Below are 18,590 nucleotides of genomic sequence, written 5' to 3' on the forward strand. Positions count from 1 at the left end.
GATTTTACCGCCGACTCGCTTGCGCCTGCTCCGGCAGCGACGCGGTTCGCGCTTCTCGCATGACGCGCCCGCCGAGCGCCGCCAGCAGGACCCCGACAACTGCGTCGCCCCAGAGAGGAAGGGGCCCGGCGGTCGGAACGACGAAGGGCCGCGTCACCTGCCAGAGACCGAGAAGTCCGAGGAGGCCACCAGCCGCGATGCTCACCCGGCGGTTCCGCCACGAGCAGACGAGCCCGTAGAAAGCAAGGAGCAGGACGGCGACGCCGACGACCATGTCGTTCCAGAAGTTCGACGCGAACATCACCTCGTAGACGACGAACGGTGCGAGTAGTAACCACATACCGATTGGTATGCCCGCCAAAATCGTCCTTTTTCCTCCGCTTGAATTTCGACTCATACCGTTTCCCCCCTCATTGTCCTGTACCCCAGACGACCGTTCTGCCGATAAGTCGAACGGCTGTGTCAACAGTTCAACTTTCACTATTACAAATCTAGTTGTTTTATCCACACGGGTCGCGTAGACGCCGTCGATGCGCGAAACTGCGCCGCTTTCGGATTCGCATACCGTGATGAGTGAAATTCTGATGCCGAACGACGCGAACAACCTCGGTCGGGCACTCGGCGGCTCCGTTCTCCACTGGATGGACATCTGTGCCGCCATCGCGTCCCGTCGGTTTTCCCGACGGCAGGTCGTTACGGCGTCGATGGATCACGTCGATTTCCTCGGTCCCATCGACCTCGGCGACATCGTTACCGTCGAAGGGTACGTCTTCGAAACCGGGCGGACGAGCATGGATGCGTTGGTCAACGTCCGAGCGGAACGCCCGAGCGAGAACGAAACGCAGGATACCGCGACGTCGTTTTTCACGATGGTCGCGCTGGACGAAGACGAACGACCCGCGTCGGTTCCGGAGGTCTGCTGTCCGACCGACGAGCAAGAAACCTTCCGCGACGACGCCCTCCGGCGCCGTCACAAACGCAGGGAATCGTTGGAATCCGCGGATTCGCCCGAACCGTCGGTTTAAACGGGTCGAACCACAGATTCGCACTTTGACAGGTCGCTACGACCAGTCGAGCGACCCGCCGCTCTGATACTCCGTGACCTGGGTTTCGAAGAAGTTCTTTTCCTTGTTCAGGTCGGTTTGTTCGGACATCCACGGGAACGGATTGTTGGTTCCGTACCGTTCGGGGAGGTCAAGCTGTTCCAATCGGCGGTCGGCGATGTGTTCGACGTAGTCGGCGAACTGCTCGGCGCTCATGCCGAGTATCTCGTTCGGACACGCCTCGTACGCGTAGATTTTCTCCAATTCGACGGCTTCCGTAATGAGGTCGATGACCTCGCCGCCGAACTCGTCCGTCCAGATACCGGGATTCTCCGCTCGAATCTCGTTAATGAGGTCGATGCCGAATCCGAGGTGAAGCGATTCGTCGCGCATGATGTACTCGAACTGCTGGCCGATTCCGACCATCTTGTTCTGGCGTTTCAGACCGAGCATCATGGCGAATCCGGCGTAGAAGAAGATTCCCTCCATAATAACGTAGAACCCGACGAGGTCGCGGACGAACTCGCGAATATCCTCCTCCGTTTCGATGGTGAAATCGGGCCGATTGATGGCACGGGTGAGGTTCACGACGAACTCGTCTTTTTCCTCGATGGAGGGAACCCGTTCGTACATCCCGTAGAGGTGGTCGGGTTCGAAGCCGAGCGAATCACAGCAGTAGATGAACGTGTCCGTGTGAATCGCCTCCTCGTAGGCCTGTCGAAGGAGGTACTGCCTGCATTCGGGGGCGGTCACGTACTCGTACAGCGCGAGGACGATGTTGTTTGCGGTGAGCGATTCGGCGGTCGAGAAGAAACCGAGGTTCCACTCGATGAGTTGGCGTTCGGCGTCCGAGAGAGCGTCTCCGTTCCACTGGGAGACGTCGTCCTGCATCGGGATTTCCTGCGGTACCCAGTTGTTGTTGACGCCTGCTTCGTAGTACTCGCGCGCCCAGTCGTAGTTTATCGGCAGTATCTTGTTCGGGTCGTGTTCCGCGTTGTTGTTGATAATCGGCATGGGTTGTGTGCAAAATCGTTTCTTTTCGCTTTACTGGCAGGCGTCGCAGGTCGGATCGGAGACGGTACAGAGTTCATCGTCTCCGGTTTGTTGTTCGCCGGTTCGCCGCCCGCCGTCGGTTTCGGCCGATTCCGATTGCGGAGCGTTTCGATGCTGACTCTTTCCGTACTCGGCCATATCCAGCGTCGATTTCTCTATCTGGGACGCGCCGAGCGTCCGGAGGTAGTACGTCGTTTTCAGCCCCAACTGCCACGCGGTTTTATAGATGTCGTCGAGGAGCGTGCCGTCCGTCGATGGGAAAAAAACGTTGTGCGAAACCGACTGGTCAATCCACGTCTGGCGATGCGCGGTCAACCTGAGTTGGTGTCGCGGATCAATTTCGAACGCGCCGCGATACAACTCCTGTAGATCGTCCGGAACGGCGTCGATTTCTTGTACGGAACCGTCGTGGTACTTGATTCGGTCTATCATCTCCTCGTCCCAGAGGTCTTCTCGCTTGAGACGCTCAACGAGGTGGTCGTTGACGATGGTAAAGCCGCCCGACATGTTCGATTTCACAAAGAGGTTCGAGTACAGCGGTTCGATGGAGGGCGTCGTCCCGTTGATGGTCGAAACCGTGGCGGTCGGCGCGATAGCCATCGTGTTCGAATTTCGCATCCCGTGCTCCTCGACGTGTTCGCGCACGACGTACCAATCGAGCGTTTCCTCGCGGTCGGTCGGAATCGCTCGTCCGCGTTCGGATTCGAGCAAATCGACGGTGTCCTGCGGGAGCAGCCCGCGGTTCCACTTCGACCCCTCGTAGGAGGGGTACGTCCCGCGCTCGGCGGCGAGTTTCGAGGAGTTGAAAATCGCGTGATAGGAGACGAACTCCTGCCAGCGGTTCGCTTTTTCCACCGCCTTTTCCGAGTTCATCGGCACGTCTAGTTCCATCAGGGCGTCGTGGAAGCCCATTGTTCCGAGTCCGACCGGTCGGTGTTGCATGTTCGACTGTTCGGCCTGTTCGGTCGGGTAGAAACAGAGGTCGACGACGTTGTCCAGCATCCGCATCGCGGTTTCGATGGTTTCCGCGAGATGTTCGCGGTCGAGCATCGCGGGCGAGTCCGCCTGCTCGGTCTCCGCGGAACTCCGTTCCGCGCTCTCCCCGTCGGAGACGTGCGTGGCGAAGTTGACGCTCCCTAGATTACAGACTGCGTGTTCCTCCTCGCTCGTGTTTAGGGTAATCTCCGTACAGAGGTTCGAGGAGTGAACCGTCCCAACGTGGTCTTGCGGCGAACGGACGTTACATGGGTCTTTGAACGTTATCCACGGATGGCCCGTCTCGAACAGGCGGGTGAGCATCTTGCGCCACAGCTCTTGGGCGTCTACCTGCTCGTACTGCCGGAACTGCCCGTCTTCGGCCTTTCGTTCGTACTCCGAATACCGCTCCTCGAACGCTTCGCCAGATAGGTCGTGCAGGTCGGGCACCTCATCGGGACTGAACAGCGTCCACTCCTCGCCGTTTTCGACCCGCTTCATGAACAAATCCGGAATCCACGCCGCCGTGTTCATGTCCGGCGTGCGCCGACGCTCGTCGCCAGTGTTGCGTTTCAGGTCGATGAAGGCGGGGAAATCCATGTGCCAGCAGGCGAGGTAACCGCAGGACGCGCCGCGGCGTTTTCCGGAGCGGTTGATGGCCGCCGTCACGTCGTTGCTGATGCGGAGGAACGGCACGACGCCGGTCGATTCGACGCCCGTGGACTCGATGAGCGCGCCGCCCGCTCGGAGGTTCGTCCAATCGTTTCCGAGACCGCCGCTCCACTTCGACAGCATCGCGTGGTGCTTGTACGAGTCGAAGATGTGCTCTAAGTCGTCCTGCACCGTCGTCAGGTAGCACGAGGAGAGCTGTGGGTGGGTCGAACCGCTGTGAAAGAGCGTCGGCGTCGAGGGGGTGAACTCCAGTTTCGAAAGCACGTCGTAGAACTCCTTCGCCCGTCGCTGCGGGTCGTCTTCCTCGATTGCCAGTCCCATGGCGACGCGCATCCAGAACGCTTGGGGCAGTTCGAGATGCTCCCCGTTCTCCTCTGTTTTGAGAAAGTATCGCTGGTATAGTGTCTCTATCGCCATATATTCGAATTTCTCGTCGCGACTCGGTTCGAGATACTCCGCGAGTTCTTCGAGGTCGAACCGTTCGACGAGTCGGTCATCGAGCAGGTCGATTTCGACCGCACGCTCGAGATTGGCGACGAAAGTCGCGCGGTACTCGCGGTCGAGTTCGTAGCCCGTCAGGTCGTCGCCCATGACTTCGCGGTAGTAACGTTGCCGAAAGACGCCCGCCGCGATACGTTTGAACGCGGGTTCGCGCTCGACTCGTGCGGTGAGCGCCTGTAGAACGGCCTGATATATCTCGTCGGTCGATGCGCCGTCGTACAGCGAACGCTCGATTTCGGTCCGCAGGTCGTCGCGCTCGTCGTCTGAGAGGGTCGTTTCGTAGCCCGTGCGTGCTCGGTCGAGAATCGACCGGACGGTGGTCGTTGCAGTAGATTGGTGGCTCATGTATTATCGGATTGGTCGGTCGAATCGGACGCATCGAGTTCGGAATCGAGAACCGCGTCGAGTTCGCGGAGGAACTCCTCGGGTTCGGAGAAGGCCTTGTAAACCGAGACGAATCGGATGTACGCGACTTGGTCTACCTCGCGTAATCGCTCGGAGACGAGGTCGCCAACCAGGCTGGACGAGACGATACGGGTTTCGCGGGATTGCAGGTCGGATTCGACCGCTTCGACGAGATTCGTCACGTCCTCCTCGGTCACGCTGCGCTTCTCGACGGCGCGCTCGATACCAACGCGGAGTTTCTCGGCGCTGAACGATTCGATGCTTCCGTCGCGTTTCTTCACTTGGAGGGAGTCCCACTCCGGACGCTCGTAGGAGGTGAATCGGAACGAGCACCGTTGGCACTCGCGCCGTCGTCGCACCGACATTCCGTCGGCGCTCGTTTCGGTATCAATGACTCGCGTGCGCTCGTTCCCGCAGTCCGGGCAGTTCATAGTTGTCACTACGTGCCCTCCAGTGTTGTAACCCTATATGTGGGGTGTCGGTGCTTCAGCCGCAATATGTGGTGTCTGACTGTGCGCCCATAAAGGTTACCCAATCAACTTGGAATAGTACAATCACAGTTGTATTAGGTGGCACAACCGATATACACGTCTCTAAAATGAATTACGGATTTGGATTCTCGGCTCCCTCGAAATACTCAGTAGGTGATACGAATCGTGTACTGAATATCGAGGATACAGTCAGCGACGGACAGAGTTTGTTTCAAAGTGGAGTGGTTAAACACGTCGATAGATTGGAACTGGGTATCGGTCACCAACGCTCAGATTCGTTCGACAACCGAGAGTAAACCGGGGAACGAGGTTTCGTTCGTCTCGAACGCTACTTCCTGCGTTTCCAAGACGTTCCACTCCGTTGTGAAGGCGGAAGATACGTCGTTAGGAGTGAGGGGATTCGGCCCCCCATCCTCCGGGGCACCTTCAGCAAATCCGACGAGGAACACACGACCTCCCACCGAGACGATACCAGCAAGTTCGCGAGCGTAGTCTTCGCGCTGTTCGTTCTGGAACGCGTGGAACAAACCACTGTCCAGCACGATGTCGAACGTTCCGATGTCGGTGGGAACGTCCAGTGCGTCTGCGACCCGGAACGTCGCGTCGAGACCCCGTTTTTCGACCCTCTCCCGCGCTTGCTCGATTCCCTTTTTAGAGAAGTCTATGCCCACGGCTGTATGTCCCTCCGCTGCTGCCCAGAGTGCGTGCGTTCCGGTTCCGCATCCAACGTCAAGGACACGACCTGATAACCCATCACTTCCGACAGCGTTTACGAGAGCTGGCTGTGGCTTACCGGTGTTCCACGGAGAGACGGTCTCACTTTCGTACACCTCGTTCCACCACCTCGCTGGGTCATCCGTCTCGGATTCTGACTGGTTCGACATGGGTTGGTACTCAATCCAATCTTGGATAATAATTCTGTTGAAATGAAACGGACGCTGGTTGGCTGTGTTAATGCTCGTTTGTAGATTCTCCACGCACCTCCGTGTGGAATTGAAATGACGAACCCCGACACGAAGCGTCGAACGAAAAGTCGCTCGCTCGAATCGGCCTTCGTTCAAACCGACCTCCGTTCAGTTCGATTCGTGAATCTTCTCGCCGCGGTTCAGTCGGTCGGCGATGACGTAGGTTTGTTCCGCCTCCCGGCGCGTCGGGAAATGGGCCGCCATGTAACGGGCCAGCGAAATCAGCGCCAACTCCTTTTCCTCCCCGTCCTCGCGCAGGTCGAACTGCGCGAAAGAGGCTTCCAGGTTCTGGAGCGTGTGGAATCCGGCGTCCTCGCGGAGGAGAGCCTGCCCGAGCGTTTCTTTCAGGGCAGCGGGGTCGCCGTCCGCCGAGAAATGCTCCGCGACGATTGCACCGGCGGCGTTGACGTTCCCCTCCTCGTCGAACGTTTCCAGCAGCTCCTCGCGGAGGGCGTCGGGGTCGGCGTCCGACGTATCGATGCTCGGCACGGGCGTCGGGGGGGTGTTCAGGAATCGGTCGAGGTAGACGCTCATCGCGCCCGCGAGGACGCCGCGATAGAGCGCGGTCGAACTCGTTCGCTTCGCGGCCCGCTGAACCGCGTTATTATAGGTGAGCGTGTGGTGGACGGTGTTCCAATCGCTGAACTCGTTCGCCGTGCCGAACTGGGCGACCCGCATCAGGGACACGAAAGAAACCCTGTCCGCCAGTTCCTCGCAGGTCGCACCCGCCCTGATTGCGTCCTTGAGGGCGTCGAGGATGGCGTGCGGGTCGTCGGAAAGAAGCGTTTCCGTGAAGTCGTCCGGTTCGTCCCACGTTTCCTCTCCTTCTTCCTTGCTCTTCCTTTCCGCCTTTCCTGCTTCGACCAACTCGCCGAGTTGGTCGAAGCAATCGAACAGCAGTTCCGCGAGGTCTATCGGCTGTGTCCACGAGGAGAGTTCCTCGCTCCGTCGGGCGTCGGTGAGCCGCGGGATAACACTCGGCAGGACGGTTTCCGCGCGTTCCCAACCGACGTGGTCCAACAGTTCGAGCGCTTTGTTGATGAAATCGAAGCTGTGTCCGGCGTCGAGATAGAGGTGGTCGGTCGCCGCGGCGTACAGGATTTCCGCGACCTGTTCCGGGTCGAGGGTGGCAATCGCGGTTTGTAAACAGCGTTCCGCGCCGTCACGGTCGCGCACTTCGACGCAGTCGCGGAACCACTTTCCGAGTCGGTTCGCCGACACGGCCTCCGTCTCGAACGACGGTTGGTCGAACCGCGGCGATTCGCCCTGACAGTCCGACGCGACGTGTCGTAGGCCGGTGTAGAGCGCCCGCGGTCGGTCGTCGTCCCGGAGGTCGGGGAGGACGTTCGCCATGCAGGAGTGAATCGTCAAGCCCGAACTCCACCCCTGCTCGCGGTAGCGGGCGCCGAACTCGGCCCCGATTCGAAGCGGTTCCGCGTCCGGGACGCCGGCGTTCGAAAGGCCGATGACCGATTTCGCCACGACGAGGCGAAGGTTCTCTTCGAGGCCGGTTTCGAGGCGCTCCTTCCAATGGTCTTCCGGCGATTCCTCGCGCTTCGGCGTGAGGTTCACGTAGATGTCGCCGTCGCGCTCCTCCGTTGGAAACGCCTGCACGTCGTCTGCCCACGGGTCGAAGGTGTCCCCGCAGGAGAGTTCGAACCGGGCGTGGTGCCAGTGGCAGGTCAAAATTCCGTCCTCCACGCTCCCTTCGGTCAGCGGAAATCCCATATGCGGACAGCGATTGTCCACCGCGCGAAATTCGCCTTCGTGGTAGAACAGGGCCAGTCCCCGTCCGTTTCGGTTTACCAGCAGTCGGCCTTCCTCTTTGAGTTTGTCGGCGTCCGCGACATGGACGAAGGTTCCGTTTGAGTCGCTCGATTTCGTCGATTCGCTCGCTTCGTCTGTGGCCATGGGTGATAGATAGTCACACGGCACCAAAACGGTTCGCTGAAACGAATTATTGTATCTTTTACGTCAATTCGTCGCGCCCTCCTGCAGGCGTTCGTATCGGTCGGCGAACTGCGTCTTGCAGGACGAACAACAGAAGTGATAGAGTTCGTTCTCGATTCGAGTTGATTCGCCCTCGGTTGTGACGGTGTTTCCGCACTCCACGCAGTCCGGCGCGAACTCCATGGTTCCGGGTTGTGGGTTCCACTCGTCGTCCACGAGCAGTTGCACGTCGTACTCTCGAACTGCATCCTCGCCGATGGCGTCCGAGAGCAGCGTTTCGATTGCTCGCTCCTGTAGGTTCGCCTTGCAGACAATGTGGGCGTCGGCAGTGACGAAGACGTGTTCGACGCCGTCGAACGACGCGAGTGACTCCCGAATGTCGCTGACGTGGCCGGGTTTGGCGTTGACGGTGACGAGGAGAGACAGTCCGTCGGTGAGGATGTCGTGGTTCAAATCCGTGGTGAACCGGCGGACGACCCCAATTTCTTGCAGTCGCTCGACGCGGTCGGAGACGGTCGGCGGTGACAGACCGACGGTTTCGGCGATTTCGTTGTACGGACGGCGAGCGTCCTCTACCAGCAACCGGATTATCTCCCGGTCGGTGTCGTCGAGTTGTCGCATTACACCCCCTTTAGAGTGGTAGAATAAAAACAGTTTTCGTTATCACGCGTCGATGACGGATTGACTTGTGTATTTCTACCTATCGAAGCAATTTCCACTTATTTAATAAATGAATTATCCATCGTTAGAAACCAGCGTTAAATACTCCGGACGGTACCACGCCTTTCGAAACTGAAAAAAGCCACGAGAAAAGAGCAGCGTGTATGACAACCACTATTCAAGTGAATGGGATGAACTGCGGCCACTGCGAGCAGAGCGTCGTCGAGGCGCTGGAAGACCTGTCCGGCGTTTCCGACGCGAGCGCCGATCACGAAGCGGGAACGGCCACCGTCGAAGGCGACACAGATACCGACGAACTCGTCGCGACCGTCAAGGACGCTGGCTACGACGCGTCGACATAACGCTCCTCGACGTCCATTCCACCTTCCCCGAATTTCGAATTTTCGAATATCCGGAACGAAGGCGGTTCACTCGCGTCGATACTCGTCCAGCCACGGTGGCGGGCGGCGGTTTTTCGCCCATTCGAAGAGGTGGCGCTTTTCGTTGGCGTAGTACAGGCGGTACGCGTCCACGTAGTCGTCGGTCCTCCAATCGCCGACCACCTGCGGCGGGTCGCCGGGATTGCCCGTCCAATCGAGCGCCGCGATTCGGTCGTCGTTCAGTCGGCGGACGCCTGCCCACGAACCGTGATATTCGTCCAGTCCGTGATTCCACCGGTATCGCCACTCTTCGTGAGCGCACGCCGTGTATTCCCGAAGATACTCCCAATTTTCGAGCGCCCGGGCGGCCCACTGCGTTAGCGGGTGCTTCGAATGGGTGAACGACAGTCCTTCTTCGTCGTACCCGCGAAGCTGTACCGCGGTCGTCAGCACCATCGAACATTCGAAGACGCTACTCGTGACGTGACTATTGACCAACCACCGCGCCGTCTGTTCGAGATTTCTGTCGAGCCAGAACGCGTTAACCACGGGGGACGACTACGCAACGCACGGAATTACGTCCACCGGTCGATGGTCTTTCCAGCGACCGGTTACTCGTCCCTGCGGGCCTTCGAAACGCTTAGACGCCGTCCGACCAATCTCGTCCCATGAGCGACCTGTTGGTTCGTGCGGCACGCGGCGAACGCACCGAGCGCCCACCGGTTTGGCTGATGCGACAGGCCGGCCGGTACATCCCCGAGTACCGCGACATCCGCGAACAGTACAGTTTCAAGGAGGCAATCAAAACGCCGGAAGTCGCGGAGCGAATCACGTTGCTTCCGTGGGAACTGTTTGAACCCGACGGACTGGTCATGTTCTCGGACATCCTCACCGTCCTCGAACCGCTCGGCTTCGACTATCACATTGAAAGCGGGGTCGGCCCCGTCGTCTCGAATCCGGTCACGAGTCCCGACGACGTGCCGACGGAATCCGCCGACGTGGCCAGCGAAATCGACTACGTCGGGAAACTACTTACCCGCCTTCAGGACAGCGTCGGCGACCAATCCAGCATCATCGGTTTCGCTGGCGGGCCGTACACCCTCGCGTCCTACGTCGTCGGCGACGAACCGACCTCCCGAAAATCGATTCGCCGATTCCGAGCAAACCATCCCGACGCCTTCCGTGACCTGCTCGAGGCGTTCACCGACGTCGTTTGCGAGTACGTCGAGTATCAGGTCGAACACGGCGCGGATGTCGTCCAACTCTTCGACACGTGGGCGGGTGTACTGACGCCGGACGACTACCGCGAGTTCATCCTGCCGCTTCACCAGCGAATTTTCGGCGCTATCGACGTGCCTTCCATCGTCTTCGCGCGTCACCCCGGCGGCAAACTCGACCTGCTTCGAGAGTCCGGTGCCGACGTGGTCGGATTAGACTGGACGATAGATATGGCCGACGCTCGCGCCGAACTGGGAGCTACACCGGTTCAAGGTAATCTCGACCCGTCGTACTTGCTCTCCGACCCTAAATTCATCCGGGAGAGAACCCACGAAGTCATCGAGAAAGCGGGCGATTCGGGGCACATCCTGAACCTCGGGCACGGAATCGACCGAACGACACCCGTCGAAAACGCGAAAGCGTTCGTCGATGCCGCGAAGGAAATCGACCGCTAACGCTCAATTTTACGTCGAATTTCGGGTTCTCGGCTCCGAATTTTTCATTTCATCCGACTCCGCAGTTCGACTTCCACGGGGGTCGCAGGTGCGAGCGTCATCGCCGCGACCAAATCCAACTTCCTCGGCGAGATGGTTCGAACCCGAAACCGTTTGACCAGGCTCGCCATAATCAGCCTCGCTTCCAGCAGTGCAAACCGGCGGCCGATACACTGGCGCTGGCCGCCGCCGAATGGGAAATACGCGTAGTCCGGTCGGTTTTTGTCGGCCGTCCACCGCGCTGGCCGGAATGATTCCGGGTCGTCGTAGAATTTCCTCCGACGATGCGTCGCCCACTGCGAACAGAGGACGAGCGCCCCTTCCGGAATCTCGTAGCCTCCGACGATGTCGTCCCTGATTGCCTCGCGCATCAGAAGGGAGACCGGCGGATAGAGTCGCACCGCTTCCCGAATCGTGCGGTCGGTTCGCGGGAGATCGTCGCCGATAGTAGCCAACCCGTCGAGTTGGCTGACTTCCTCCGCAACCCGCGCCTGTTCGTCGCGGTGGTTCCCGAGAAGGTAGAGCGTGTAGGTGAGCGCGAGCGCCGTCGTCTCGTGTCCGGCGATGAGGAACGTTATCAACTGATCACGAATTTCTGTATTGGACATCTTCGACTCGACGAGCGCCGAAAGGAGGTCTCTCCGTTCTTCCGTTTTTCCGCCGTCGTCTCGCGTTCGGCGCGATTCGATGAGTTCGACGACGAACGATTCGAGCCGCGAAACCGCCCGCAGGTAGCGGCGATTTCGCGGCGTTGGCACCCAATCGGGAATGTGAACCGGAATTCGTGGATCGGGTTCGAATCGTTCCGTGACGGCGATGGCCGTCTCCCGAACTTCCGTCGCTTCCCGGAGGTCGGTGTCGAACAGCACCAACCCCAGTATGTCGAGGGTTAACTCCGGCAGTGATTCGGTGAGGACGAGCGAATCGCGGTTCTCCCATCGGTTCAAGTACTCCTCGGTTCGCTCCGTCATTACGTCCGTGTACTTCGCAATTTGACCGGGATAGAACGCCGGTTGGATGCGTTCGTATTGTTCTTTCCAGCGGTCGCCTTCGCTGATGAGGATACCGTCGCCGAGAAGGCCTTCTAGCTCCTTGCGCTGGAACTCGCCCTTGCAGTAATTTTCGTGATTGTGAACCAGCACGTGCTCGATTGCTGTGGGGTTCGCGAGCAGGACGACGTCGTAGCCGGGCATGGAAAGCGAGACGACTCCGCCGTGGCTTTCGACGGTTCGTTCCACAAATCCGAGCGGATCGCGGGTGTATCCGTAGGCGTGGCCGACGAGCGGTAATCCATCGGGTGACGGCGCTTCACGAGCGTCTGTCATGGCTGGAGATACTCACGGCGGCCAATCGAATCTCGCGCCGAGTATGGACGGCTGTTTATATATGGAGCCGACACAACCCTCCCGATGAAACGCGCTCGCCTTCGAATTCACCCTCCGATGGAACTGACCAATGCCGTCCACCGCGCGGTTCAATCGACACCCGAACTCGGCACCGCGGTTCTGCTGTCTGGCGGTATCGACCCGACCGACCCGACGGAGTTGTTTTCCATCGCTGGCGACGAGGCGGCGATTCGGTCGGCGTTTGCCGCCCGCGACGGGATTCGGTCGTTCGACGTGACGACCGTCGAAGACGGTTTGACCTACGTGTACGTCCGCGAAGCCGAACAGGAAATGGTCGATCAACGGCGATTTCAGGACGTGTTCACCGAGGACACGCTAGTCGCTACGCTCCCGATACAGTTCCACCACGAGGGATACGTCGAATTTACGCTCGTCGGCACGAGCACCGACCTCCAACGGGCCGTGAGGATGGCGGGAGATCTCGCGGACGTGACCGTGCTGTCCATCGGCGACGGATGGATTGGAAATTCGGGACGCCAGCAACTCACCGACCGTCAGCGGGACGCTCTCCGCACGGCCGCCGAGATGGGATACTACGAGAACCCGCGGCGAGCTACGCAGGACGAGGTTGCTGTCGTTCTCGATATCGCTCCCAGTACGGTCGCGGAACACCTCCGAAAGGCCGAATCGACACTCGTGTCGGACGCGCTCGGAATCGACGGCTAGTTCATCTGAATCACCGACCGGAATTGGTTTCGCTTTACCTCATAAATCTACGCCGACCTTTCTTGCGGTCCGTTTCTCTTTTTGGAGGTCTGTCTTTACTACTCCCTATCTGCTGGCCGAGTCGCGTGCGACTCGGCTAGCGTCGTCGCCAACCCCTTGGCCTCCCGAATCCGACTCGGAACACCCATTCTGGCGGTGTAGTTCGTTGCAAGATGGATTCCGTCGGGCGTTTCGAGTCTGTCCAGCGCGTTCCACGAAGCGTCGTAGGCCGGGAATCCACGGCCGAGGCGTGCGACGCTCACCACATCCGCATCGGCGTCCATCACGTCGTTGAACTCGGTTCGGGCGGTTTCGCCGAGTGTTTGGTCGCTTTCCTCGACCAGTTTGGGGTTTTTCATCCCGCCGAGGAACACCGTATAAACTCCGTCCCTGTCGAACATGCTCGCATTCCACGAAACGCCGAGGGTTTCGAGTCCCTCGTCGTGGCGTACCTGATAGCCGAATCCTTCCCTGTCGCAGTCGGCACGGAGGTGAACCAGCGCGAGGGGATTGTAGTTGAGTTCGGTGAGGCTCTCCGCCGAATCGGTGAGATTTTCGAGGAGGTCGGCGCTCGCTTCTGCGGCGGTAGTGAGGACGACATCGTCCACGGCGAACTCTGCTCCGTCGGTTTCGAGTACGTAGCCGTCGTCCGACTGTCGGATTTCGCTGATTGCGGTTTCGAGGTGGACGTTTTCGGCGTGCGCGTCGGAGAGCGCTTCCGGGAGTCGCTGAATACCCTCCTCGAACGAAATCGCGGGCGCGGACGTTCCGCCCGCCATCGCACGCTTGAGAACCGGGGTGAGCAGATCGCCGTACTTTTGCTCCATCAGGAGAACGCCGGAGAGTGCGTGCTTGACGGGCATCTGTTCGGGTTCCGACCCGTAAATGCCGCCGAACAGCGGGCCGATGAGATTTCGGTAGGCTTCCTCGCCGAACTTTCGAGTGAACAGTTCCGCGGCGGTTTCATCGGGGTCTGCCGGGTCGGTTTGTGGCTCTTTCAGCACGTCGAGTTTGCCGCGCCACGAGAGGAGGTCGGTTTTGCCGAATTCCTCGATTGAGAAGGGTGCTCGCCGGAGTTTCCCGTTGGCGTAGACGAACAGTTTCGTTTCTCCAGCTTCGATGACTTCGTCGTCCATTCCGAGGTCGGTGATGAGTTCGTCTACCGGTTCGGTTCTGCGAAGTCGCTGTGGTCCCCATTCCAGCAGATGGCCGTCGACCCGATCGCTTCGGATGACGCCGCCGGGTTCCGAATCGGCTTCGAGAACGACATACTCTATGTCCGCCTTTTCGAGGTGATGGGCGAGCGCGAGGCCCGTGATGCCCGCTCCGACGATACCGACCGTCATCGGTCGAACGGGGCGTTCAGGCACATCGTGCCCGGCGTGTCCTTACACTGGCATTGTCGGAACTGATAGTAGGAGGGGTCGAAATCCGCGACGAACGGTTCCACGAGGTCGGCGAGAACACCGGAAAACCGCTCGTCGTCGTGCGGAACCGGAACCCGGTAGAAGTCCAGGCCGATCGCTTCGGCCTCCTCGCGGAGTTCGTCGTCCAACTCCGACAGCGTCTCGCTCTGTTCGTGCATGAAGCTAATCGGTTCGACGACGACGCGCTCTGCGTCCACTTCGGTGACCGCGTCTTCGACCTCGGGTTCCGTCCACGGAATTTTTCGGTTGCCGTGATTCTGGAAGCCGAGAGAGTAAGATTCAACGCCGAGTTCGCTCGCCATCACGGTACAGAACTCGTCCACGTAGGTGTCGTATCGACTGCCTTCGTCCAGATAGTGGGTCGGCGTTCCGTGTGCCGAAAAGACCAGTTCCGTGTCGTCGGCCGCGATGTTGAGCCCCTGCTCGTCGGCGTACCGCCGGATGTTGCTCGCCCGGATTCGATTGTAGGTCGGATGTTTGTGCCAGCCCGTAACCTCGTGAATCGGCACGTCCCAGTCCAGTCCGACGACGGCATCAGTCAGCTCTTCGAGTGAAGCGACCGTGGTGGATGCACCACAGAGTGGATAAATTGGGAGACCGACGAGTTCGTCTACGCCGTCTTCGTGGGCCTGTTCCACTGCGTCGGCGATGAACGGTTCCGTGAACTGCATGCCGACGTAGGTCTTCGCGTCGAGGTTCCGCTCGTCGAGTTCGGCCTGCAGCGCGTCGGTCTGCGCCTTCGCCTGCGGGTCGAGAGGGGAGCCGCCGATTTTCTCGTACTCCTCGATGAGGCTCGACACGCGGCGTTCGGCGAGCTGTCGGGAACGCTCGCGCGCTTCCGCTTCGGTGGTGTCGCCTTCCAAATCGGCGTTGTTCATGAAGATGCGCTCCAGATAATCGAGAACGTTGTCTCGCGTCGGTTCCGCCGGTTCCCCGAAGTTGAGTACAACGACGCCGGTTGTCATAATCGGTTCTCAGGACGGATGCGCCGAATAGTTGTCGTTTGCGGAACGAGAATCGTTTCCACGGTGTGCCTTGTTCACTGCCGGAAGCGACCGTCTACTGTTGCATGTTGTTGATGGCGAACTAAAGCCACTCCGCAGCCCACGTTCCGATTTCCTCGAAAACGGGGGCGAGTGAACGACCCTTGTCACTCAAACTGTAGTAGGTCGCAATCGGTGCGTCGGCTTCGGTCCTGCGGCTGACGAAGCCCATCTCGCCGAGGTCGTCCAGCACGCGCGACAGTGTCCGAGAACTCGCTCCCGTGGAGCGTTTGAGTTCGTTGAACCGTTTTTCACCCTCTTGGAGGTCGTGGAGGACGACGAGCCGCCACTGCGACCCGATTTGCTCGAACGATTCGACGACGCAACAGACGTTTTTCTCGTGGTCTGCCGATGTTGATGACATTCAAATACTCCAATTACGGCTATGTCCGCGAATCTATATATTGGTTCGGGCTCGAATCAGGTTGCGAAATGATACTACATTCTCTCGATTCTCGGATTCGTGGCTTTGTACTCCTCATTGAGGCGCGTCCGGGTTGTCGTCCGCCACCATCGTTGTTTGCCTGATAATATATGATTGTTTTCTGGTCATTCGTCGTAACTATTCTCGGACAAAATCAGTTTTCGAACCTTAATAAAGAAAAATTCGTGAACCAATTTGTTCTCGATGAAGAACGTTATAGAGTACTTTCGCACGCGTATGTGCCCATTACGAACGAAATACGGTGGCCGTTATTGTACGATTACTGAGTGTGACGTGTCGAGACTTCCCAAAGAACATCTCGTTCGACGGCCTTAAATGTATACCTGCCATTCGTACAAATGCGAAGGTCGCACGGTGTTCTCCACCGGGTGGCCGCTCGACTCCCACGCCTCGTGGCTGAAAGTCGGAGTCGGGCGAAAGAAAACCCAATCCAACGCCCTTAAGTGTATGGGGGCATTCGGATGTAATGTCGACGGCGTCCCACGGTTCGGGACGACCAAAACACATCCAATCCGGTGCCTTTAAGTAACCAAGGCGATTCGGATTGGATGTGACACGCGCCCTCGGCGACACTCGCCAAGGGCGAGCGAAATCCGACGCCCTTAAATACAACAGGGGCCTCGGATATGAACGCGAAGAAAGACTCAACACGCGATCTGCGAGGCGTTCAAACCGTCTCGCAATCTCGGACAACAAAGGTTCGAAGGGTTTAATACCCTTCCTCGCCTTTCATCAAGTCCGAAGAAAATGAGGATTCCACCCCTGCGGTCAGCCGTACACGATGGAATCTGATGTTAGCCTTGGTAGTTCGGTGACACCTTGTCGGTTTACCGATGTGGTGTCTCGAACGTGTGATATGTGATACACTCTCTTCTGAGAGTGTCTCCGCCTAACATGCTGGACATTCGTCCAGCGGCATTCTGGTTGATCCTGCCAGAGGCCATTGCTATTGGAGTTCGATTTAGCCATGCTAGTTGCACGAGCTTAGACTCGTAGCGGAAAGCTCAGTAACACGTGATCAAACTGCCCTATAGACTGGAATAACCTCGGGAAACTGAGGCTAATACCAGATAACGCTCCTACGTTTGAACACCGGGAGCTGGAAACGCTCCGGCGCTATAGGATGTGATTGCGGCCGATTAGGTAGACGGTGGGGTAACGGCCCACCGTGCCGATAATCGGTACGGGTTGTGAGAGCAAGAGCCCGGAGATGGATTCTGAGACAAGAATCCAGGCCCTACGGGGCGCAGCAGGCGCGAAAACTTTACACTGCACGACAGTGCGATAAGGGAACTCCAAGTGCGAGGGCATATAGTCCTCGCTTTTGTGTATCGTAAGGTGGTACACGAATAAGAGCTGGGCAAGACCGGTGCCAGCCGCCGCGGTAATACCGGCAGCTCAAGTGATGGCCAATATTATTGGGCCTAAAGCGTCCGTAGCCTGCCAGACAGGTCCGTCGGGAAATCTGCTCGCTCAACGAGCAGGCGTCCGGCGGAAACCAGCTGGCTTGGGGCCGGAAGACCCAAGGGGTACGTCTGGGGTAGGAGTGAAATCCTGTAATCCTAGACGGACCACCGATCGCGAAAGCACCTTGGGAGGACGGACCCGACGGTGAGGGACGAAAGCTAGGGTCACGAACCGGATTAGATACCCGGGTAGTCCTAGCTGTAAACGATGCTCGCTAGGTGTGGCACAGGCTACGAGCCTGTGCTGTGCCACAGTGAAGACGTAAGCGAGCCGCCTGGGAAGTACGTCTGCAAGGATGAAACTTAAAGGAATTGGCGGGGGAGCACTACAACCGGAGGAGCCTGCGGTTTAATTGGACTCAACGCCGGACATCTCACCAGCACCGACAATAGCTGTGACGGTCAGTTTGATGAGCTTACTAGAGCTTTTGAGAGGAGGTGCATGGCCGCCGTCAGCTCGTACCGTGAGGCATCCTGTTAAGTCAGGCAACGAGCGAGATCCGCGTCCGTAATTGCCAGCAGCACCCTTGTGGTGGCTGGGTACATTACGGAGACTGCCGCTGCTAAAGCGGAGGAAGGAACGGGCAACGGTAGGTCAGCATGCCCCGAATGTGCTGGGCTACACGCGGGCTACAATGGCCGAGACAATGGGTTGCAACCCCGAGAGGGGGCGCTAATCTCCGAAACTCGGTCGTAGTTCGGATTGAGGGCTGAAACTCGCCCTCATGAAGCTGGATTCGGTAGTAATCGCGCTTCAGCAGAGCGCGGTGAATACGTCCCTGCTCCTTGCACACACCGCCCGTCAAAGCACCCGAGTGAGGTCCGGATGAGGCCATCAGGCGATGGTCGAATCTGGGCTTCGCAAGGGGGCTTAAGTCGTAACAAGGTAGCCGTAGGGGAATCTGCGGCTGGATCACCTCCTAACGACCGGGATTGGGTCGACGACCCAACCCACCTTAACCCGTCAGTTTTTACTGACGGATGGCAACTCACTTCGAGAAACCACTCGTCTCCCGACGAGGCACCTTTGAACTACCAAGGCTGTTCCACGCCCTCAACAGAGGGTAGCTTCCGCTCGTTGGAGAGCGCTGCTGTTCCGCAGCAGAACTCGGGTTCGACTCCCGTGGGGAGCCGTTCCGTGGATTGGTTCGAATCGCGTCCCTTAAGTATAAGGGGGCGAAATGAACCAATCCCTACAACCGATGCACCAACCCGTGAAAACGTGGTTGGGAAGGGTTCGACGCACGCACTCAGCGACCACTGTGTCGTGCGATGACAACCGTATGTACGT

The 18,590-nt window shown here is 58.7% G+C and carries 16 protein-coding genes and 1 rRNA gene; 5 read left to right on the forward strand and 12 right to left on the reverse strand.

The window, feature by feature from the left end:
- Positions 1-4: 4 nt before the first annotated feature.
- Positions 5-397, reverse strand: coding sequence for an SPW repeat domain-containing protein (locus tag LIX15_RS10170; protein ID WP_227773621.1), 393 nt, complete (start codon positions 395-397; stop codon positions 5-7).
- 133 nt (positions 398-530) lie between these two features.
- Between LIX15_RS10170 and LIX15_RS10175 the strand changes: the two genes are divergently transcribed.
- Positions 531-1,025, forward strand: coding sequence for an acyl-CoA thioesterase (locus LIX15_RS10175; RefSeq protein WP_227773622.1), 495 nt, complete (start codon positions 531-533; stop codon positions 1,023-1,025).
- Between the two features lie 36 nt (positions 1,026-1,061).
- Here LIX15_RS10175 and LIX15_RS10180 read toward each other — a convergent pair whose 3' ends face one another.
- The 6 genes from LIX15_RS10180 to LIX15_RS10205 all read right to left on the reverse strand — a co-directional run bounded on the left by LIX15_RS10180 (position 1,062) and on the right by LIX15_RS10205 (position 8,676).
- Complete coding sequence (locus LIX15_RS10180) at positions 1,062-2,057, reverse strand: ribonucleotide-diphosphate reductase subunit beta (protein WP_227773623.1); 996 nt, start codon at positions 2,055-2,057, stop codon at positions 1,062-1,064.
- Positions 2,058-2,087: 30 nt separating this feature from the next.
- Complete coding sequence (locus tag LIX15_RS10185) at positions 2,088-4,589, reverse strand: ribonucleoside-diphosphate reductase subunit alpha (RefSeq protein ID WP_227773624.1); 2,502 nt, start codon at positions 4,587-4,589, stop codon at positions 2,088-2,090.
- Positions 4,586-5,080: a transcriptional regulator NrdR gene (gene nrdR, locus LIX15_RS10190; RefSeq protein ID WP_227776887.1), complete on the reverse strand. Its 495-nt coding sequence runs from the start codon at positions 5,078-5,080 to the stop codon at positions 4,586-4,588. Before nrdR ends, LIX15_RS10185 begins: the two co-directional genes overlap by 4 nt.
- A gap of 329 nt (positions 5,081-5,409) precedes the next feature.
- Positions 5,410-6,024 carry an SAM-dependent methyltransferase gene (locus tag LIX15_RS10195; RefSeq protein WP_227773625.1) on the reverse strand — a complete coding sequence of 205 codons (615 nt, stop codon included), beginning with the start codon at positions 6,022-6,024 and terminating at the stop codon, positions 5,410-5,412.
- A gap of 189 nt (positions 6,025-6,213) precedes the next feature.
- Entirely contained in the window at positions 6,214-8,016 is a 1,803-nt protein-coding gene (locus LIX15_RS10200) for a Rieske (2Fe-2S) protein (protein WP_227773626.1), read from the reverse strand.
- A gap of 63 nt (positions 8,017-8,079) precedes the next feature.
- Complete coding sequence (locus LIX15_RS10205) at positions 8,080-8,676, reverse strand: AsnC family transcriptional regulator (protein ID WP_227773627.1); 597 nt, start codon at positions 8,674-8,676, stop codon at positions 8,080-8,082.
- Between the two features lie 203 nt (positions 8,677-8,879).
- Between LIX15_RS10205 and LIX15_RS10210 the strand changes: the two genes are divergently transcribed.
- Positions 8,880-9,077: a heavy-metal-associated domain-containing protein gene (locus LIX15_RS10210; RefSeq protein ID WP_227773628.1), complete on the forward strand. Its 198-nt coding sequence runs from the start codon at positions 8,880-8,882 to the stop codon at positions 9,075-9,077.
- Between the two features lie 66 nt (positions 9,078-9,143).
- On the opposite strand, the gene LIX15_RS10215 is transcribed toward LIX15_RS10210, so the two are convergent.
- The gene (locus LIX15_RS10215; RefSeq protein ID WP_227773629.1) at positions 9,144-9,644 is read right to left on the reverse strand and encodes a hypothetical protein; all 501 of its coding nucleotides are present in this window, start codon (positions 9,642-9,644) and stop codon (positions 9,144-9,146) included.
- A gap of 119 nt (positions 9,645-9,763) precedes the next feature.
- Here LIX15_RS10215 and hemE point away from each other — a divergent pair, with 119 nt between their 5' ends.
- Positions 9,764-10,768: a uroporphyrinogen decarboxylase gene (gene hemE / locus LIX15_RS10220; RefSeq protein ID WP_227773630.1), complete on the forward strand. Its 1,005-nt coding sequence runs from the start codon at positions 9,764-9,766 to the stop codon at positions 10,766-10,768.
- 44 nt (positions 10,769-10,812) lie between these two features.
- Here the strand turns inward: hemE and LIX15_RS10225 are convergent, their stop codons facing one another.
- Positions 10,813-12,132 carry a cytochrome P450 gene (locus LIX15_RS10225; protein WP_227773631.1) on the reverse strand — a complete coding sequence of 440 codons (1,320 nt, stop codon included), beginning with the start codon at positions 12,130-12,132 and terminating at the stop codon, positions 10,813-10,815.
- An 84-nt stretch (positions 12,133-12,216) separates the two neighbouring features.
- Between LIX15_RS10225 and LIX15_RS10230 the strand changes: the two genes are divergently transcribed.
- On the forward strand, positions 12,217-12,879 hold the full coding sequence (locus LIX15_RS10230) for a helix-turn-helix domain-containing protein (protein WP_227773632.1): 663 nt from the start codon (positions 12,217-12,219) through the stop codon (positions 12,877-12,879).
- 98 nt (positions 12,880-12,977) lie between these two features.
- On the opposite strand, the gene hemG is transcribed toward LIX15_RS10230, so the two are convergent.
- The 3 genes from hemG to LIX15_RS10245 form a co-directional block, all read right to left on the reverse strand.
- Positions 12,978-14,288, reverse strand: a complete 1,311-nt coding sequence (gene hemG / locus LIX15_RS10235; protein ID WP_227773633.1) for a protoporphyrinogen oxidase — start codon at positions 14,286-14,288, stop codon at positions 12,978-12,980.
- Positions 14,261-15,310, reverse strand: a complete 1,050-nt coding sequence (gene hemH, locus LIX15_RS10240) for a ferrochelatase (protein ID WP_227773634.1) — start codon at positions 15,308-15,310, stop codon at positions 14,261-14,263. The genes hemG and hemH overlap by 28 nt, the downstream gene beginning before the upstream one ends.
- 121 nt (positions 15,311-15,431) lie before the next feature.
- Positions 15,432-15,752 carry a winged helix-turn-helix transcriptional regulator gene (locus LIX15_RS10245; protein WP_227773635.1) on the reverse strand — a complete coding sequence of 107 codons (321 nt, stop codon included), beginning with the start codon at positions 15,750-15,752 and terminating at the stop codon, positions 15,432-15,434.
- A 998-nt stretch (positions 15,753-16,750) separates the two neighbouring features.
- On the opposite strand from LIX15_RS10245, the gene LIX15_RS10250 reads away from it, so the two are divergent.
- Positions 16,751-18,221 (forward strand): 16S ribosomal RNA (locus LIX15_RS10250).
- Positions 18,222-18,590: the final 369 nt, after the last annotated feature.

Origin of the sequence: Haladaptatus pallidirubidus (genome assembly GCF_020700235.1) — an archaeon.
In the GTDB taxonomy this organism is placed as follows: Archaea; Halobacteriota; Halobacteria; order Halobacteriales; family Haladaptataceae; genus Haladaptatus; species Haladaptatus pallidirubidus.

Excerpts from the sequence above, each read along its gene's own strand:
- LIX15_RS10200 (WP_227773626.1), bottom strand. The coding sequence starts at position 8,016 with ATGGCCACAGACGAAGCGAGCGAATCGACGAAATCGAGCGACTCAAAC.
- hemE (WP_227773630.1), top strand. The coding sequence starts at position 9,764 with ATGAGCGACCTGTTGGTTCGTGCGGCACGCGGCGAACGCACCGAGCGC.
- LIX15_RS10205 (WP_227773627.1), bottom strand. The coding sequence starts at position 8,676 with ATGCGACAACTCGACGACACCGACCGGGAGATAATCCGGTTGCTGGTA.
- hemH (WP_227773634.1), bottom strand. The coding sequence starts at position 15,310 with ATGACAACCGGCGTCGTTGTACTCAACTTCGGGGAACCGGCGGAACCG.
- LIX15_RS10170 (WP_227773621.1), bottom strand. The coding sequence starts at position 397 with ATGAGTCGAAATTCAAGCGGAGGAAAAAGGACGATTTTGGCGGGCATA.
- LIX15_RS10185 (WP_227773624.1), bottom strand. The coding sequence starts at position 4,589 with ATGAGCCACCAATCTACTGCAACGACCACCGTCCGGTCGATTCTCGAC.
- LIX15_RS10210 (WP_227773628.1), top strand. The coding sequence starts at position 8,880 with ATGACAACCACTATTCAAGTGAATGGGATGAACTGCGGCCACTGCGAG.
- LIX15_RS10225 (WP_227773631.1), bottom strand. The coding sequence starts at position 12,132 with ATGACAGACGCTCGTGAAGCGCCGTCACCCGATGGATTACCGCTCGTC.
- LIX15_RS10245 (WP_227773635.1), bottom strand. The coding sequence starts at position 15,752 with ATGTCATCAACATCGGCAGACCACGAGAAAAACGTCTGTTGCGTCGTC.
- LIX15_RS10175 (WP_227773622.1), top strand. The coding sequence starts at position 531 with ATGCGCGAAACTGCGCCGCTTTCGGATTCGCATACCGTGATGAGTGAA.
- LIX15_RS10195 (WP_227773625.1), bottom strand. The coding sequence starts at position 6,024 with ATGTCGAACCAGTCAGAATCCGAGACGGATGACCCAGCGAGGTGGTGG.
- LIX15_RS10230 (WP_227773632.1), top strand. The coding sequence starts at position 12,217 with ATGAAACGCGCTCGCCTTCGAATTCACCCTCCGATGGAACTGACCAAT.
- nrdR (WP_227776887.1), bottom strand. The coding sequence starts at position 5,080 with ATGAACTGCCCGGACTGCGGGAACGAGCGCACGCGAGTCATTGATACC.
- LIX15_RS10180 (WP_227773623.1), bottom strand. The coding sequence starts at position 2,057 with ATGCCGATTATCAACAACAACGCGGAACACGACCCGAACAAGATACTG.